Annotated in this window: 17 protein-coding genes and 1 tRNA gene; 8 read left to right on the top strand and 10 right to left on the bottom strand. The window is 75.3% G+C overall.

Going from position 1 to position 16,520, the window contains the following annotated elements:
- Positions 1-76: 76 nt before the first annotated feature.
- Positions 77-2,158: a cytochrome c oxidase assembly protein gene (locus ACYVOF_RS11785; protein WP_460866668.1), complete on the bottom strand. Its 2,082-nt coding sequence runs from the start codon at positions 2,156-2,158 to the stop codon at positions 77-79.
- A 71-nt stretch (positions 2,159-2,229) separates the two neighbouring features.
- Between ACYVOF_RS11785 and ACYVOF_RS11780 the strand changes: the two genes are divergently transcribed.
- Positions 2,230-2,303: transfer RNA gene (locus ACYVOF_RS11780), tRNA-Arg, on the top strand.
- Between the two features lie 296 nt (positions 2,304-2,599).
- Here ACYVOF_RS11780 and ACYVOF_RS11775 read toward each other — a convergent pair.
- The gene (locus tag ACYVOF_RS11775) at positions 2,600-3,058 is read right to left on the bottom strand and encodes an ASCH domain-containing protein (RefSeq protein ID WP_460866667.1); all 459 of its coding nucleotides are present in this window, start codon (positions 3,056-3,058) and stop codon (positions 2,600-2,602) included.
- Positions 3,059-3,399: 341 nt separating this feature from the next.
- On the opposite strand from ACYVOF_RS11775, the gene ACYVOF_RS11770 reads away from it, so the two are divergent.
- From ACYVOF_RS11770 to ACYVOF_RS11760, 3 genes are all read left to right on the top strand, one after another.
- Positions 3,400-3,756: a metal-sensitive transcriptional regulator gene (locus ACYVOF_RS11770; protein ID WP_460866665.1), complete on the top strand. Its 357-nt coding sequence runs from the start codon at positions 3,400-3,402 to the stop codon at positions 3,754-3,756.
- A gap of 28 nt (positions 3,757-3,784) precedes the next feature.
- Positions 3,785-4,177: a DUF302 domain-containing protein gene (locus ACYVOF_RS11765; protein WP_460866664.1), complete on the top strand. Its 393-nt coding sequence runs from the start codon at positions 3,785-3,787 to the stop codon at positions 4,175-4,177.
- Positions 4,178-4,297: 120 nt separating this feature from the next.
- The gene (locus ACYVOF_RS11760) at positions 4,298-5,575 is read left to right on the top strand and encodes a sensor domain-containing phosphodiesterase (protein WP_460866662.1); all 1,278 of its coding nucleotides are present in this window, start codon (positions 4,298-4,300) and stop codon (positions 5,573-5,575) included.
- A 10-nt stretch (positions 5,576-5,585) separates the two neighbouring features.
- Here the strand turns inward: ACYVOF_RS11760 and ACYVOF_RS11755 are convergent, their stop codons facing one another.
- The 6 genes from ACYVOF_RS11755 to ACYVOF_RS11730 form a co-directional block, all read right to left on the bottom strand.
- Positions 5,586-5,720 carry a hypothetical protein gene (locus ACYVOF_RS11755; protein WP_460866660.1) on the bottom strand — a complete coding sequence of 45 codons (135 nt, stop codon included), beginning with the start codon at positions 5,718-5,720 and terminating at the stop codon, positions 5,586-5,588.
- A 103-nt stretch (positions 5,721-5,823) separates the two neighbouring features.
- Complete coding sequence (locus ACYVOF_RS11750; RefSeq protein WP_460866658.1) at positions 5,824-6,759, bottom strand: PRC-barrel domain-containing protein; 936 nt, start codon at positions 6,757-6,759, stop codon at positions 5,824-5,826.
- Positions 6,760-6,964: 205 nt separating this feature from the next.
- Positions 6,965-7,441, bottom strand: a complete 477-nt coding sequence (locus tag ACYVOF_RS11745; RefSeq protein WP_460866657.1) for a glutathione peroxidase — start codon at positions 7,439-7,441, stop codon at positions 6,965-6,967.
- A 64-nt stretch (positions 7,442-7,505) separates the two neighbouring features.
- Positions 7,506-7,919, bottom strand: a complete 414-nt coding sequence (locus ACYVOF_RS11740; RefSeq protein ID WP_460866655.1) for a hypothetical protein — start codon at positions 7,917-7,919, stop codon at positions 7,506-7,508.
- A 1-nt stretch (position 7,920) separates the two neighbouring features.
- Positions 7,921-9,321, bottom strand: coding sequence for a DUF4331 domain-containing protein (locus ACYVOF_RS11735; protein WP_460866653.1), 1,401 nt, complete (start codon positions 9,319-9,321; stop codon positions 7,921-7,923).
- Between the two features lie 66 nt (positions 9,322-9,387).
- Positions 9,388-9,681 carry a hypothetical protein gene (locus tag ACYVOF_RS11730; protein WP_460866651.1) on the bottom strand — a complete coding sequence of 98 codons (294 nt, stop codon included), beginning with the start codon at positions 9,679-9,681 and terminating at the stop codon, positions 9,388-9,390.
- Between the two features lie 190 nt (positions 9,682-9,871).
- On the opposite strand from ACYVOF_RS11730, the gene ACYVOF_RS11725 reads away from it, so the two are divergent.
- Positions 9,872-10,720, top strand: a complete 849-nt coding sequence (locus ACYVOF_RS11725) for a patatin-like phospholipase family protein (RefSeq protein WP_460866649.1) — start codon at positions 9,872-9,874, stop codon at positions 10,718-10,720.
- 10 nt (positions 10,721-10,730) lie between these two features.
- Here ACYVOF_RS11725 and asnB read toward each other — a convergent pair whose 3' ends face one another.
- Positions 10,731-12,185, bottom strand: coding sequence for an asparagine synthase (glutamine-hydrolyzing) (gene asnB / locus ACYVOF_RS11720; protein ID WP_460866648.1), 1,455 nt, complete (start codon positions 12,183-12,185; stop codon positions 10,731-10,733).
- A 225-nt stretch (positions 12,186-12,410) separates the two neighbouring features.
- Here asnB and ACYVOF_RS11715 point away from each other — a divergent pair, with 225 nt between their 5' ends.
- Positions 12,411-13,151, top strand: coding sequence for a glutamine amidotransferase-related protein (locus tag ACYVOF_RS11715; RefSeq protein ID WP_460866646.1), 741 nt, complete (start codon positions 12,411-12,413; stop codon positions 13,149-13,151).
- 76 nt (positions 13,152-13,227) lie between these two features.
- Here ACYVOF_RS11715 and ACYVOF_RS11710 read toward each other — a convergent pair whose 3' ends face one another.
- Positions 13,228-14,061: an alpha/beta fold hydrolase gene (locus tag ACYVOF_RS11710; RefSeq protein WP_460866645.1), complete on the bottom strand. Its 834-nt coding sequence runs from the start codon at positions 14,059-14,061 to the stop codon at positions 13,228-13,230.
- A 187-nt stretch (positions 14,062-14,248) separates the two neighbouring features.
- On the opposite strand from ACYVOF_RS11710, the gene ACYVOF_RS11705 reads away from it, so the two are divergent.
- Together ACYVOF_RS11705 and ACYVOF_RS11700 are read left to right on the top strand one after the other, a co-directional pair.
- Positions 14,249-15,583 carry a cytochrome P450 gene (locus ACYVOF_RS11705; RefSeq protein WP_460866643.1) on the top strand — a complete coding sequence of 445 codons (1,335 nt, stop codon included), beginning with the start codon at positions 14,249-14,251 and terminating at the stop codon, positions 15,581-15,583.
- The gene (locus ACYVOF_RS11700) at positions 15,580-16,422 is read left to right on the top strand and encodes an SDR family NAD(P)-dependent oxidoreductase (protein WP_460866641.1); all 843 of its coding nucleotides are present in this window, start codon (positions 15,580-15,582) and stop codon (positions 16,420-16,422) included. Before ACYVOF_RS11705 ends, ACYVOF_RS11700 begins: the two co-directional genes overlap by 4 nt.
- Positions 16,423-16,520: the final 98 nt, after the last annotated feature.

Raw genomic sequence — 16,520 nt, 5'->3', positions numbered from 1 at the left:
GACGGCAGCAGTGGTCACCGGCGAGCTGGGGACGGGTGCGGACGGACGGGCCCGACCGCCCCGGGGGCGGGGCCGCTCAGGCGGAGCTGTCGGTGGGGTGTGCTGCGCGCTCGGGGCCCGGCGCCCCGGGGGTGCGGGCGGGGGCGGCGGACCGGGCGGCCAGCGCCGCGAACATGGCGTTGTGGGCCTCGAGCTCGCGGTGGTGGTCGCGCTCCGCGGCTCGGTCGGTGCGCCGGGCCAGGCGCTCGTCGTCGCGCGACCACTGCACCACCAGGGCCAGCATCACCAGCACGAGCGGGATCTCCCCGGTGGCCCAGGCGATGCCGCCGCCCAGACGCTGGTCACCCAGCAGGTCGGTGTTCCACCCGAGCCCGAGCGAGCGGAACCAGTCCTCGCCCATCACCTGCGTGGAGCCCATGAGGACGACGCCGAAGAACGCGTGGAACGGCAGCGCGGCGAAGACCAGGCCCAGCTTGGCCAGCGACGGCAGCTCCCGGGGCGCCGGGTCGACGCCGATCGCGAGCCAGTAGAAGAGGTAGCCGGAGAGCAGGAAGTGCACGTTCATGAGGACGTGCGCGGCGTGGCTGCCGACGGTCGCGCCGTAGATGCCGCCGAAGTAGAGCGCGTAGAAGCTGCCGACGAAGAGCAGGAGCGCGACCACGGGGTGGGTGAGCACGCGTGTCACCCGGCTGTGCAGCGCCGCGAGCAGCCACTCCCGCGGTCCTGGCACGCCGTCGCGTCCCGCCGCCGGCAGCGCCCGCAGCGCCAGCGTCACGGGCCCGCCCAGCACCAGCAGGACCGGCACAAGCATGGACAGCAGCATGTGGGTGACCATGTGCACGCTGAACACCGCGGGGCTGTAGCGGCCCAGCCCCGACGACGTGGCGACGAGCAACGCCGCGCAGCCCAGCAGCCAGCTCACGGTGCGCCCGACCGGCCAGCGGTCCCCCCGCCGGCGCAGCCGCAGCACGCCCGCGACGTAGCCGGCGGCGAGCACGAGCGCCGCGGTGCCCAGCACGAGGTCGAACCTCCAGTCCAGGGCGAGGGTGGACAGGCTCGGCGGGCGGGGCAGGTCGTAGCCGATCTCCACCTGGGCGATGCTCGGCAGCGTGGTCGGCGGCGGGGGCGGGGTGCGGCCGAGCCCGACGGCCAGGCCGACGGTGGCCGAGAGCAGCAGCACCTCCACCCCGGCGATGCGGACGAGCGGGCCGCGCGCGGTGGGGTCGGCGGCGAGCGCGGCCACCGAGCGGCGGCGGTGCAGGTAGCCCGCCACCCCGGCCAGGCCCAGGGCCACCGCCTTCGCCAGCACGAGCCGGCCGTAGGTGGTGGTGAGCAGGTCGCCCGGGTTGAGGCGCACCGCGGCGTTGACCACGCCCGTGACCGCCATCGCCACGAAGCAGACCAGGGCCAGGGAGGAGAAGCGGCGGGTCGCCACGTCGGTGTGCGCCCCGCGGCGCAGCGCGTGGGCGAGCAGCGCGACCAGGCCGCCGACCCACAGCGACGCCGCCGCGAGGTGGATCAGCAGCGAGTTCGTCGCCAGGTCGTGGGAGCCGCCCGCCGAGGAGTGCCCGGTCAGGCCCAGCGGGACCAGGCTGAGCAGGCCCAGCGCGAGCAGCGCGGGGGTCCAGCTCCAGCGCAGCACCGACCGGCAGGCGACGGCGAGGACGGCGGCGATCCCCGCGGTCCACGCCCACGCCTGGGCGGTCTGCACCGTGCCCAGGGTGGCGAGCACGTTCGCCGGGTCCACGGCCGCGGAGAGGGGCTGGCCGGAGGAGTCCGACAGCGTCAGCGGCACCAGCAGCGCGGCGCACCCCGCCCACACCGCGGCCGCGGTGGCCGCCGTGCGCACCGCGCGGTAGCCGTCGGCGTCGAGCACGCCGGAGCGCTGCGGCGGGACCAGGAACGCGGCCAGCAGCAGCGACCCGACCGCGACCACGGCGGCCAGCTCCCCGACTGCTCGGGCAGCCGGCAGCCCGTAGGTGGTGAGCGGGCCGGGGTCGGGGATGCCCAGCAGCACCAGCGCCTGCGCTGCGGAGAGGCCGACCAGGGCGGTGGCGACCAGCCCGGCCAGCGCCCCGGCGACGACGGTCAGACCGGCCGCCGGGGTGCGCAGCGGGCGCGTCTCGGCGGGGGCGGCGACGGCCTGCTCGGTGCTCACCGCTCCCAGGGTAGGGACCTCGGCTCCGGCCGGCCCCGCCGCGCAGCCGCTACCGTGGTCGCGCACACCACGCCCCCGTAGCTCAGCTGGACAGAGCAAGGGCCTTCTAATCCCGAGGTGGCAGGTTCGAGTCCTGCCGGGGGCACCGAGCGTCGTCCGTCCCCGCGGCGGCGCCGGTGAGCGTCCGCGGCACCGAGGGCCGTGAGGAGCCCGGCTGCAACGCAGGGTCGTCGACACCCAGGCGACCACCGGCGGACTCGGCGGCGGCGACACCACCTGCCCCGACCTGCCCGCCGCCGTGCGATGACCCCCGGAAGCCTCCAGCCGCGGGGCCCGCGACTCGGCGTGGGAGCCGGACCCGCTCGTGGCCCACAGCGTGGACAGCGGCGCCGCACCGACCCGTCGACCGCCGGGCGCTGACGACGAGCCGGCCCGCTCGGCTCAGCCCAGCCGTTCGACGACCGCGAACCAGGTGACGACCACCAGCTCGTCGTCGTCCGGGACGAACGTGGGACGGCCCAGCCGGGCGCGCACCTCGTCTGAGGTCCAGAACCGTTCGTGCTCGGCACGCCACTGCGCCGCGGACGCGAAGCCCTCCCCCTCGGCCAGCGCCACCTCGAGGCCGACGTCGGCGAGACGCGCCTGCTCCACCCGCGTCACCTCCAGCACGGCCACCGGGCGCGCGTCCTCGTCGACCATCACCTCGCGGTCACCCACGACGGGCAGCGGGACACCCTCGGCCTCGTGCTCCCGCCGCAGGCTCGAGCCGGCGGTCTTGGTCCCGTCGAGGTACGCGGCGACGAGCCGGGCACGCAACGGCCCGGGCGAGCCCATCTCCGCGACCGCCAGGCCGGCCAGGTCCGGGCGGAGACGCCGGAGCTCGTCGACCGTGGCTGCCACGCGCACGACCGTAGACCGGGACCGTCCGCGGCGGGACGGCCCCGACGTCCCGCGGGGTCAGGGCCGACCCGCGATCGCGGGGGTCAGCACGCGGGCCCCGGTCATCCCCGGCGGAACCACCGCCTCGGGCCTGCCGCCGGCGCGGGGGTCCGGTCGCAGGTGCACCGCTGTGACGTCGGCACCCCGGCCATGACGGCGTCGACGTGCTGACCGCAGCCGGCCCAGGTGGTCTTCCCGCAGGTCCGGCAGGTCGCTGCTCGGCACATGTGGTCTCTCCTTCGTGGTGGCCGCCGGGCGGCGTACCGGTGAGGCGCAGGACGACCGGGAGCGGGTCGGCCAGCATGAATGTTGTCCGGACAAATCTACACCACTACCCCCGGGGGTATGGTCGAGACCGAGGGCGGCCCCGCCCGGACGACCGGAGGAGCACCGTGGAGATCGACACCGACCAGCTCGTCGACGTGCTGGCCCGGTTGCGCCGGGTCCAGGGCCAGGTCGGCGGGGTCATCCGCCTCATCGAGGAGGGCCAGGACTGCGCCAAGGTCGTCACCCAGCTCGCCGCCGCGTCGAAGGCGCTGGACAAGGCCGGGTTCCAGATCATCGCCACCGGCCTGCGCCAGTGCCTGCTCAGCCCCGACGGCGAGCAGCAGTCGCTCGACCGAGCCCAGCTCGAGAAGCTCTTCCTCTCCCTCGCCTGACCACCCACCCACCGCACCGGAGGACCCCGTGACCACCTACGAGAACAGCGTCACCCTCGAGATCGGCTACGACGAAGCCGTCGCCGCCACCAAGGCCGCGCTGGCCGAGCAGGGCTTCGGCGTGCTCACCGAGATCGACATGCAGGCCACCATGAAGGCCAAGCGGGACAAGGACATGGAGCCCTACGTCATCCTCGGGGCCTGCAACCCGGTGCTGGCCGAGCAGGCCATCGACGCCGACCGCTCCACCGGGGTCCTGCTGCCCTGCAACGTCGTCGTCCGCGGACGGGGCAGCGGCAGCGTGGTGCACGTGCTCGACCCGCAGCTGATGGCCTCGGTCAGCGACCTGCCCGCCATGGCGACGCTGGCCGACGAGGCCACCACCCGCCTCGACGCCGTGCTCGCCGCCCTGGCGGGGTGACGGCGCGGCGCCCGTGCCGCGCCACGCGGCCCGGGCGCGTGCGCCACTGCGCGGATACGCTGAGCGGGCATCCCGGGACCACGGACGCACCCCACCACCCGCCCGCACGAGAGGTCGCGCGTGTCCCTGGACCAGTCCGTCACCCCCACCCGTCGCGCCGCACCGGACGAGCTGCACCGGCTCCTGGCCGACGGTGCGGTGACCGCGTCGCTGCAGCCGGTCGTCGACCTCGCCACGGGCCGTCCGGTCGCCTACGAAGCCCTCGCGCGCGGGCCGGTCGACACGCCGCTGCACACCCCGGACGCCCTGTTCGCCGCTGCCCGGGCCGCCGGCCGGCTCACCGAGCTCGACGCCGCCTGCGTGCGCGCGGCGCTCGACGCCGGGGTGCGGGCCCGCCTGGCTCGACCCTGGACCCTGCTGGTCAACCTCGAGCCCGACTCCCGCACCCGCGACGTGCTGCCCGCGGCCGTCCCAGCCGGGCTGCCCGTGGTGGTCGAGCTGACGGAGCGGGCACTGCTCGCCGACCCCGCCGCCGTCCTCGCCACGGTGGACCGCGTCCGACAGCTGGGGTGGGGCGTGGCGCTGGACGACGTGGGGGTGGACCCGGCGTCGCTGGCGCTGCTGCCGCTGCTGCGGCCCGACGTGGTCAAGCTCGACGCGCAGGTGGTGCAGCGCGCGCCCGACCGCAGCACGGCCGCGTTGTTCTCGGCCGTGGCCGCGGAGGCGGAACGAACCGGCGCGGTGGTGGTCGCCGAGGGCATCGAGACCCGCGAGCACCTGGCAGCGGCGCGGGCCCTGGGCGCCCAGCTCGGCCAGGGCTGGCTGTTCGGCCGCCCCACCGCCGAGCTGCCCGACGGGCCGGGCGAGGCCCCGCCCCGCAGCGCGGTCCGACCGGTCACGGCGGCCACGGGGGTGCCGCCGCAGACGCCGTTCGCGCTGGCCGCGGCCGTGCGCCCGGTGTGCCGCTCCGACGGCCACCTGCTCTCCGCCACCAGCCGCCACCTGGAGCGGCAGGCCGCGGCGCTCGGCGAGGGCGCCGTGGTCCTGACGACGTTCCAGCGGGCGCGCGCCTTCCGGCCCGCGGCCCGCCGGTACGCCGAGATCGCGCGCTCGGCGACGTTCGTGGCGGCGCTCGGCGTGGGGCTGGAGGCCGAGCCGGCGCCCGGGGTGCGCGGGGTGGACCTGAGCGCGGACGACCCGTTGGCGCCGGAGTGGGACCTGGTGGTGCTCGGACCGCACCACGCCGTGCTGCTCGCCGCCCGACCCGCCCCGGACGACGGTCGCCTGGGGGCGGGCCCGGCCGTCTACGAGCACGTGCTCAGCCACGACCGGTCCCTGGTCGTGGCGGCGGCCCGGTCACTGGCGGGACGGGTCACGGCGACCCGCGCCGACGGCTGAGCCGCCGGGGTCAGTCGTCGGTCTGCTCGTCCTTGCCGGGCACCCCGCTGCGGGGCTCGTTCTCCTCGATCTCCTCCTCGCGGTCGGCGGCCATCGCGTCCTCGGGCCGGTCGTGCTGGTCGCCGTCACGGGCGGGGGTGCTCACGGGTGTCCTCCTGGGGTCGGTGCGGGTGCTGCCGCCACCCTGCGCCCCGCCGGGGCGGGGCGCAGGGTGAGGCCGGGCACCGGGGCCCGGGCTGCCGTGCGGCTCAGCGCGACCCGTCGTCGTGGCCGTGCCTGCCGGTCTCGCGGCCCTGGGCGTCGCGCTGCGCGTCGTCGACGGGGCGGCCGTCCTCGTCCTCGAGGGTGTAGACCTCCTTCTCGACGGGCACGGTGATCGTCTGCATCTCCGTCACGGTGTGCTTGCGCAGCCGCGGACCCGTCGAGCCCCGCCGCCCGCCGTCCCGGTCACGGTCGCGGTCGCGGTCGTCGCCGCGGTCCCGGTCCTCGTCGCGGTCGCGCACCCCGTCGTGGTCGCGGTCGCCGTGGACGCGGTCGCCGACCCGCTCGCCCACGGACTCGCCCCGGCCGCCGTCACGGTCGTCGCGGTCGCGCACCCCGTCGCGGTCCCGGTCGTCACGGTCCCGGTCGTCGTGGTCGCCCCGGCCGCGGGCCGCTGCCCCGCCCGCGACACCGGCCACGCCGGCCGCACCCGCCGCCGCGGCGGTCCGACCGGTCCCGCCGTGGTCACCGTCCCGGTCCCGGTCCCCGTCGTGGTCGCGGTCCCGCGCACCCTCGTGGTCGCGGTCCTGCACCCCGTCGCGGTCACGCACCCCGTCGCCGTCGCGGTCGCGGTCCCGGTCGCCGTGGGAGGCGTCCCGCCCGCCGTGGCTGCCGTCGACGCCGTAGTGCCGGTACAGCTCGTCCTCGGCCTCCGGCGTCAGCGACTCGTCGTCGCCGATGTTCGGGGCGTCCTTGACGGTGGCCTTGCTGTGCGGCAGCCGGAGGTCGTCGCCGTCCAGGCTCGCCCCGTCCAGCGGCACGAAGCTCTGGCGCGTGCCGAACATGCCGGTCGAGACGGTCACCCAGGCGGGCTCCCCGCTGTCGTTGTCGAGGTAGACCTCGCCGACCTTGCCCAGCTTGGAGCCGTCGTCGCTGTAGGCGGTGCTGCCCCGGACCGTGTCGATGTGCTCACGAGTGATCATGGTTCGTCCCTGCTTCCCCCGCGCGTCGTCGCGCGAAGTGATCATCGTGACTCACGACACGCCTCCGTGCGGAAGGAAGCGGCCCCGCAGGCGGGGGCGAGGTCAGCCGCGGTGTCGACGACGCGCCCGCAGGCACGCCGTGGCCGACCCCGCGACGGCCACGACGAGCACCGCGAGCTCCCACCAGGGCGTCACGACGACCCGGTCAGAGCAACTTCTCGATGTCGCCGGTGAGCTTCTCCGGCTTGGTCGTGGGCGCGTAGCGCTTGACGACGTTGCCCTTCCCGTCGACGAGGAACTTGGTGAAGTTCCACTTGATCTTGCCGCCGAGCAGGCCCGACTTCTCGCCGCGCAGGTGGTCGTAGAGCGGGTGCGCGTCGTCGCCGTTGACGTCGATCTTGCTGAACATCGGGAACGACACGTCGTAGCGGGTCGAGCAGAAGCTCTTGATCTCCTGCTCGTCACCGGGCTCCTGGTGGCCGAACTGGTCGCACGGGAAGCCGAGCACGGTGAAACCCCGCTCGCCGTAGGTCTGCTGCAGCTGCTCCAGGCCCTCGTACTGCGGCGTGAACCCGCACTGCGAGGCGGTGTTGACCACCAGCAGGACCTGGCCCTCGTAGTCGGCGAGGCGCTGGGGCTCGCCGTCGATCGTGGTGGCCTCGAAGTCGTGGACGGTGGTCACGGGGGCTCTCCTCAGGGACGGCAGCGGTTCTCGTCACTCCTACGCCCGCGGGGGCCCCGGCGGTTCACCCGTGCGAGTGGCCGTGCCCGTGACCAGCGCCGTCGTCGCCGCGGTGGTGGTGGCCGCCGGACCACACCTGGCCGGCCGCGGGGACCCAGTCACCGAGGTCGAGCTGGGCGACGGACCCACCCTCGACGTGGACCACCCCGCCGAGCGGGGAGCCGTCGGCGGGGTGCAGCAGCTGGTAGTCCCCCGTGGTCAGCGACGGGTAGACCGCGGTCAGCCGCTGGTGGCCGTCCGGGCCCCGCAGGTGCACCCCGGTGTGGGCGAACGGCGCGCCGCCCGCCACGCAGATGTCGATCTCCTCGCCCTCGAGGCTCTCGGGGACGAGGACGAGCAGCGCGCCGATGTCGCCCCCGATGTCGAGGACGACCGGTCCGGTCCCGACGGGCGCCCCCTCCGGGACCGGACCACCCACGTCAGCTGCCGCTGTCGTAGCGGCTCGGGTCCGAGGCGAAACCGGAGTTCGGCAGGGCCAGGTACGGGAAGCTCGGCAGCAGCGGCCCGTTGTCGTTGGGCGCGAAGTCGTCGAGCACGTTGACCGCGATGTCGACCTTGTAGTCCGGCTCCACCAGCGGCAGTGTCGCGCCCGCGATGGCGCGGAGCTCGATGCCGACGATGTCGTCGCCGAGGCGCCGGCCGTTGGGGAAGCCCTGCAGGTCGCCGGCGAGCACGCCGAACGGCTTGGGCTGCGGCGTGACCGGGACAGCCACGTTGAGCCGCAGCATGTCCGCCTGGGTGGTGGCGTTGCCGATCTGCGTCTTCAGGCCCGGGATGATCCCGGCGGGCAGCCCGGTCAGCAGGATGGCCAGCAGGTCCGCGCGGGGCTTCCCGCTGGCCGACCGGGCGGCCAGGTTGGGGAACACCCGGGGGTAGAGCACGTTGAGCAGCGAGGCCAGACCGGGGCTCGCGACGCCGCCCGCGTAGGCGGAGTCACCCGCGGGCGTGGAGGCGTTCCACGCGTCCTTCTGGGTCAGCGGGACGAGGACCTCGTTGAACAGCGGGTTGCCCAGCCGGGAGACCTGCACGGGAGCGCCGGAGTCGACCGGGGCGCCGTTGGTCGTGTAGACGCGGCTGCCGGGGCGGGCCGCGGCCGACCAGATCCCGACGACGGCGTTGGCGGCCGTCACGTCGCCGTCCCGGGGCACCGTGCCGCCGGCCACGATCTCGCTGGTGGGGACCTGCAGCACGATCGAGAGCACGTTGAGCCCGCGCAGGTTGTTCTTGGCGAAGGCGGGCCCGAGCGGGCCGGTGTGCAGGAACTGGATGGGCCGGATGTCGGCGAGGTCGAAGATGGCGCCGAGGTCGGCGTAGAACGGGTCGGCCCGCTGCCCGGCGAACACCTTGCCGCCGCCGCTGAGGGCGGTCACCGCGGGCGCGGCCAGGGCGCCGTAGTTCGGGGTGGAGTGCACGCCGACGTTGCACGGCGGCACGGGCACGTTGCTGGCGACAGTCGTGCCGTTGCGCCGCACCGTGTACGTCTGCGGAACGCTGTAGTTGGTGTACGTGCCGCCGGAGTAGGTGATGGTGCCGGTGTTGTAGAGGAAGAACTGGCTGGCGGCCGCGGTCGGGTTGGTCGTGAAGTTGAAGGAGTAGGTGACGTCGGGGACGCCGTCACCGGTCTGGTCGACGTAGATGTAGTACGTGACGCTCGGGTCGAACTCGAAGAAGTTCGGCCCCGCCGCCGGCCCCTGCTGGGGGACGAAGTTGGCGACGATGGTGGTCGTGGTCGGGGCGTCCGGGCTGCGGAACGCGTACACGTCCGTGTTGTCGGCCGTGGGGTCCTTCGAGATCGACGGTGCTTCGCGGTGGGAGGACATGAGGTACCTCGTCTGTGGTGTGGGGGCCCGGCTCGCGGTCCACCCGGGGGGGAGGGAGAGCTGGGGTCAGGCGAGGGCGGCGGTGATGCGCGCCGCGAGGGCCTTGTCGGTGAACTCGATGGTGCGCGCGCCGATCATGAGCCGGAACTCGCCGGACGGCGCGTCCTCGAGGTAGGCGACGACGGGCGCGCCCAGGTCGGAGGGCGCAGCCTCCGGGGCGGGGGCGGGCACGGCGGCGACGGGCGTGGCCGCCGCGGCGGTGCCGGTGCCGACGAGGGCGGGGACGGCGGCCGCGGCGCTCAGGGCGGCGGCCCCGAACCCGGCACGGCGGAGGAAGTCACGACGGTTGGACTCGGGCACGGTGGCACCTCTCCGGGGGACGCCCGGCACAGCGCACCGGATCCCCGAGAACAGTGGTGCACCACACAACGCCTGTCAACCGCTGGACGGGGCAGAGATCCGTTGCGGCTCAGTTGATCTAGGAACGCGGCCCACGACCGCCGCCACCCCGTCGCCGCCCGGTCACCGACCGGGGGCAGACTGCCGCCCCGTGACCACCCCCGCGACGCCCCGCACCGCGCTCGTCCTCGGGGGCGGTGGCATCACCGGCATTGCCTGGGAGATCGGTCTGCTGGCCGGGCTCGCCGAGGCCGGGCTCGACCTGTCCACCGCCGACCTCGTCGTCGGCACCTCGGCCGGGTCGGTCGTCGGCGCGCTGCTCACCTCCGGGCGGCCGCCGGCCGAGCTGCTGGAGCGCCAGCTCGGGCCGGTGGGCCACGAGCGCGCCGCGAGCACCGGCCCGCGGGTGCTGCTCGGGCTGGGGTGGGCGCTGCTGCGCTCCCGCGGCGACGCCGCCGGCTTCCGCCGCCGCGCGGGCCGCTTCGCCCTCGGCGCCAGCACCCCGAGCGAGGCGGAGCGCCTCGAGGTCATCGGGGAGCGGCTGCGCGGGGTCGACTGGCCGGAGCGCGACCTGCGGGTCACCGCCGTCGATGCCCGCTCGGGCGAGCCCGTGGTGTGGCAGCGCAGCAGCGGCGTCGGCCTCGTCGAGGCCGTGGCGTCGAGCTGCGCGGTGCCCGGCGTGTACCCACCGGTGACCATCGGCGAGCGGCGCTACGTCGACGGCGGCATGCGCTCGGTGGCCAACGTCGACCTCGCCGCCGGCCACGACCGGGTGGTCGTGCTCGCCCCGCTCGCCCGTGGGATGGGCGTCCTGCGCTCCCCCGCCGACCAGCTCGCCGAGCTGGGAGCCGACCGCGGCGTGGTCGTCAGCCCGGACGGGGACTCCCGGGCCGCGATCGGCCGCAACGTGCTCGACCCCGCCGCCCGCGCCCCGTCCGCCCGGGCCGGTCGCGCGCAGGCCGCCACCGAGCTCGACCGGGTCGCCGCGGTCTGGCGGTGACCCCCGCCCGCTAGAGCCGCCCGGAGTTCCACCGGCCGGCGACGGCGGCGACGTGGGCGCACATCTCCTCGCCCGCGGTGCTGGCCAGCACGCGCTCCAGCGGCTCGGAGCCACCGGGGTCCGCCGCCGACCAGCCGTCCCGCAGGGCGGCGTCGACGAGATCACCCACGCCGCTGCCCTCGTCGAACTGCGACTTCGTCCGCCACGTCACCTCGTCGGGCAGCAGGTCGGCCACCGCCTGGCGCAGGACCCACTTCTCCGGCCCGCCCTCGGGCAGCTTCAGGTCCACCGGCACGGTCTGGGCCACCCCGATGACGTCGAGGTCGAGGAACGGCACCCGCGCCTCGAGCCCGTGGGCCATGGTCATCCGGTCCACCCGCTGCAGGTTGACGTGGTGCATCTCGGTGATGGACCGGTGCAGCTCGTCGGCGAGGACCTCGCGCCGGACGTCGCCGTGGTACCGGTACCCGGCGTACAGCTCGTCCGCGCCCTCCCCCGTCATGACCACCTTGACGTGCTGCGCGGCCGCCTCCGCGACGAACCACGTCGGCACCGCGCTGCGGACCAGGTCCGGGTCGGTCGACTCCAGGAACCACACGATCTCGGGCAGCGCGTCGGCCACCTCCTCCGGGCGCACCACCCGCTCGTGGTGGGTGGTGCCCAGGTGGGCGGCCACCACCCGGGCCGCGGCCAGGTCGGGGCTGCCCTCGAACCCGCAGGCGAAGGTGTGCAGCTCGCGCACCCGGGTGGCGAGCATCGCGCAGACCAGCGACGAGTCGAGGCCGCCGGAGAGGAACGCCCCCACGGGCACGTCGGACATGAGGTGCCGGTCGACGGAGCGCTCCAGGCTGTCGCGCACCGCGGCGACGTGCTCCGCGGTGGACCGCTGCACCGGGGCGGGCGCGGGGACGGCGGCGAAGCGCTGCTCGCCGGTGCGCGAGGACCACACCGTGCCGGGGGCCTGCGGCACGACGCCGGTGGTGCCGGGGGCGAAGGCCTTGACCTCGGAGGCGAAGACGGTGCCCCCGCCCAGCGAGCCGCGGTAGAGGGGCTTGATGCCGATGGGGTCGCGGGCGAGCAGCAGCTCCCCGTCGCGCTGGGCGGCGAAGGCGAACATGCCGTGCAGCCGGGAGGCGGCGACGACGGGGTCGGCCTCGGCCTCCAGCACCCGCAGCGCGACCTCGCTGTCGGACAGCGACAGCCACGCGACGTCCTCGAGGTCCTCGCGCAGGCCCGGCGCGTTGTAGATCTCGCCGTTGACCACGATGGCCTCGCTGGGCGAGGCCACCAGCGGCTGGCGACCGCCCTTCGGGTCCACGATGGACAGCCGTCGGTGGCCGAGCACGCCCACCCCGTCCTCGACGTGGAAGCCCTCGTCGTCCGGCCCGCGGTGGGCCAGCGCCTCCGTCATCCCCGCCACGTCCTGCGCGGTCAGGTCCCCCGAGCCCCCGGCGATCCCACACATCTCCGCGTCCTCCCGTCGTCCCGACCCACGTCCTGCGGCCCACTGTGCCCCGTGCACCCGGAACCACTGTGCCCCGTGCACCCGGTACCACTGTGCCCCGTGCACCGGTGCGTCCGCCGACCGTGTCGCAGTGTTCACAGCGCGGAAACCGACCGACCCGGCCCGTGGCCCACCATCACCGCACGGCGGCGGGTGCCGGCGGGCTCGGGGTCGGGAGGTGGGCGCGTGGACGCGGTGATCTGGCAGGGCAGCGGGGCGGTCTGGCGCGGCGCGGGGTGGGGGTCACCGCTGCAGCGCCGGCTCGACGAGACGGGGTGGCGGACCCACCTGGTGCCCTGGGGGGACCCGGGGCACCACGTCCGGGGGGCCGCGGACGTGCTGCACGTGTTCACCGGCGGGGCCGAGCCGCTGGCGCTGCGCAGCGCCGAGTCGGTCGACCGCGTCGAGGCGGTGGCGGCGGCCGTGCGCACCGCCGAGCGCGGCGCCTGCGCGGTGGTGGGCATCTGCCTCGGGGCGCAGATGCTCGCCCAGGTGCACGCGGGCCTGGGCCCGGAGCGGGTGCCCGGCGGGGGCGAGGCCGGGGTGGCCCGGGTGCACGGCCGCACGGGCGGGGTGGGTGACCTCGTCGTGGGCACCGTCCACGTCGAGCAGGTCCCGGCGGCCTTCCTCGACGAGCCGGGCGTGACGCACCTCTGGGGCAACCGCACCACCACCGTGCAGGGCTTCCGCGTCGGCAGCCGGGTGGTCGGGGTGCAGTTCCACCCCGAGCTCGACGGCGCCGAGGCGCAGCGGGCGGGCCGGCGGTTCCGCCGCCTGCTGCACGCCCCGTTCGCGGTGGCCGACGCCGACGCGGTCGACCCCGCGCGCAACCTGGCGGCCGTGCTGGCCGCGGCGGGGGCGAGTGCCCGCGGGCTCGTCGCGGTTCCCCCGGTGCCGACCTCCCGGGACGTGGCCGTCGCGGGCTGACGCCGTCCCCGGGACGCGACGCAGCCCCCGCCGGGGGGACGGGGGCTGTGTCGTGCGCGAGGGGTGCTCGGGCGTCCTAGGAGCCGAGGAACTCGATCAGCACCCGGTTGAACTCCTCGGCGTGGCTCGCGTTGATCGCGTGCGGGCCACCCTCGACCACGTGCAGCGTCGCGCCGCTGATCAGCTCGGCGGACCGCTTGCCCGAGACCTCGAACGGCACCACCGCGTCGGAGTCGCCGTGGATGACGAGCGTGGGCACGTCGATCTTCTCGACGTCACCGCGGAAGTCCGTGCGGGCGAAGGCGGCGATGCAGTCCAGGGTGCCCTTGGGCGAGGCCCAGGCGGCCAGGTCGCGGGCGTACACGCGCTGCATCTCGCTGACCTTCAGCTCGCCGCCTGCGGAGAAGAAGTTCGTCGCGAACCCGTCGAGGAAGTCGAGCCGGTCGCCGCGGACCCCGCTCTCGAACTGGCCGATGGTGTCGTCGTCGAGACCACCGTCCGGGTTGTCGTCGGACTGGTAGAGGTACGGCGGCACAGCCGAGGCCAGCACCGCCTTGGCGACGCGCTCGGAGCCGAAGCGGGAGAGGTAGCGCACCACCTCACCGCCGCCCATGGAGAAGCCGACGAGGGTGACCCCGGTCAGGTCGAGGTGCTCGAGCAGCGCCTGCAGGTCGTCGGCGAACGTGTCGTAGTCGTAGCCGCTCCAGGGCTGCGACGAGGCGCCGAACCCGCGGCGGTCGTAGGTGACGACGCGGTGGCCCGCCTCGACGAGGGCGGGGACCTGCGCCTCCCAGGAACGGCCCGAGAGCGGCCAGCCGTGGATGAGGACGACGGGCGAGCCGCTGCCGTGGTCCTCGTAGTAGAGCTCGACCGGGGTGCTGTTGTCGGTGCCGACCAGAAGCCTCGCCATGAGGTGACCTCCCAGGTGGTTGATCGTTGGACTGTCCTCGGGTGCAGCGCCCACGGTGGGCCGCGTGTTCCACCCCGGCGACGGCCGTCCCAGTCCGTGGGAACGTCGGCCCCGGCGGCTATCGTGGCCGCCGCGACCGCGGGAGATCCTCGCCGGGCGCCGACGAGGACCCCAGGAGGACGTGACGGTGGCTGCGGCAGACGCTCCGGACCCGACGACCGGCACCGGGGGCTGTCCCGTCGACCACACCACGCTGACCGCACCCCGACCGCCGCGCGGCTCCCGGCTGCCGTCCCTGGTGCAGGTGGTCCGCAGCCTGCGCGACCCGGTCGGCTTCACCCACCGCCAGCACCGCGCCTTCGGTGACGTCTTCGCCGTGCGCTCGCTGGCCGGGCCGTCGGTGTCCGTGGCCGACCCGTCCGTGGTGGAGGCCGTGTTCTCCGGCCCGCACGACGCGCTGCACGCCGGGGCGGCCAACGGCATCTTCCTGCGGGCGATCTTCGGCGCCCGCGGCATCCTCGCGGTCGACGGCGAGGAGCACACCGCCACCCGCAAGGCCCTGCTGCCCCCGTTCCGCGGCAAGGAGATCGCGCGCTACCGCGACATCATGCGGGAGGAGACCGAGCGCCGGATCGCGACCTGGCCCGTGGGCGGCGAGATCCGGATGCACGAGGAGGCCCGCGCGATCACCCTCGAGGTCATCCTGCGCACCGTGTTCGGCGCCGAGACCGGCCCCGAGCTCGACGAGCTGCGCACCGCGGTCACCGACGCCTCGCACATCACGCTGCTGCGCGGCATGTGGCTGGTGCTGCCCCGCCTGGGGGCGCTGCCGCCGTGGCGCTCCTACGCGCGGCTCATCGCCCGGACCAACGCGATGCTCGACGACTTCATCGCCGCCCGCCGCACCGCGCCCGACCTGGCCGAGCGCACCGACACCCTCTCCCTGCTGGTCCGCAGCTCGGGCGAGGACGACGAGTGGCTGCGCAACCAGCTGATGAGCCTGCTCGGCGCGGGGCACGAGACGACGACGACCTCGCTGTCGTGGGCGGTGGAGCTGCTCAGCCGCCACCCCGACGTCCGGGAGAAGGCGCGGACGGGTGACGACGAGTACCTCGACGCGGTGATCAACGAGACGCTGCGCATCCGCACCGTGCTGCCCGGCGTGGGCCGCAAGCTGAGCCGGCGGATGTCGTTGGGCGGCTACACGTTCGACGAGGGCGCCATGCTCAACCCGCAGATCGAGGCCATCCACACCGACCCGCGCATCTGGGGCGACCCCGAGGTGTTCCGCCCGGAGCGGTTCCTGGAGCGCAAGCCCTCGACCACCGAGTTCCTGCCCTACGGGGGCGGCAAGCGCCGCTGCATCGGGGCGCTGTTCGCCCACGCCGAGATGAAGGTCGCGCTGCGGACCATCCTCGACGCCACCGACTTCACCCACGTCGGGGACGGGGCCGAGACCCAGAAGCACTCCTTCGTCACCCTGGTGCCCTCCCGCGGGGCCACCATCCGCCGCACCCGGTGAGCCCGCTGCCGCGCCGCGCCCCGCGCCACCGGGTGGCCGGCCGCACCGCTGTGGTCACCGGGGCCGGCTCCGGCATCGGCCGGGCCCTGGCCCACGAGCTGGTCCGCCGCGGGGCCGTGGTGGCGCTGAGCGACGTCGACGGCGCCGCCGCCGAGCGGACCGCCGCCGACTGCCGGGCGTCCGGCGGCACGGCCCGGGCGTGGCGGCTGGACGTCACCGACCGGGCCGCGGTCCTCGCCCACGCCGACGAGGTCGCCGCCGAGCTCGGCCCGGTGCACCTGGTCGTCTGCAACGCGGGCGTCTCGGTCAACGCCTCGGTGGCGGAGTCCACCGAGGAGGACATGCGCTGGGTGATGGAGGTCAACCACTGGGGCATGGTCCACGGCGCCCAGGCCTTCCTGCCCCACCTCACGGCCTCCGGCGACGGCCAGCTCGCGGTGGTGTCGAGCCTGTTCGGCCTCGTCGCCGCGCCGGGGCAGGCCGCCTACAACGCCAGCAAGTTCGCCGTCCGCGGCTTCGCCGAGGCGCTGCGCATGGAGCTGCGGCTGGCGGGCACCCCCGTGGCGGTGAGCACGGTCCACCCCGGCGGCATCCGCACCAACATCGCCCGCAACGCCCGGGTGGGGGCCTCGGAGGACCGCGACGCGGCCGCCGCCGCGTTCGAGACCCTGGCCCGCACCTCGCCGGAGACGGCGGCCCGGGTGATCCTCGACGGCCTGGCCCGCGGCCGCTCCCGGATCCTCGTCGGGCCGGACGCCGTCGCGGTCGCGGTGCTGCCGCGGCTGCTCGGTGCCCGCTACACCGGCCTCGTCGAGCTGGTCAGCAAGCGGCTGGGCTGAGCGCGGCGCCGGGCGGCTGAACCCGGTCCCGCGGTTGTGATGCACCGCACTGCTACCGGCCGGTAGGTTCTGCGGGCACCCCCGGCACACGGCGCCGG

This window comes from Rhodococcus aerolatus (assembly GCF_054783215.1).
The sequence above is the reverse complement of the archived record's forward strand: the minus strand, read 5'-3'. Positions and strand labels throughout refer to the sequence as shown.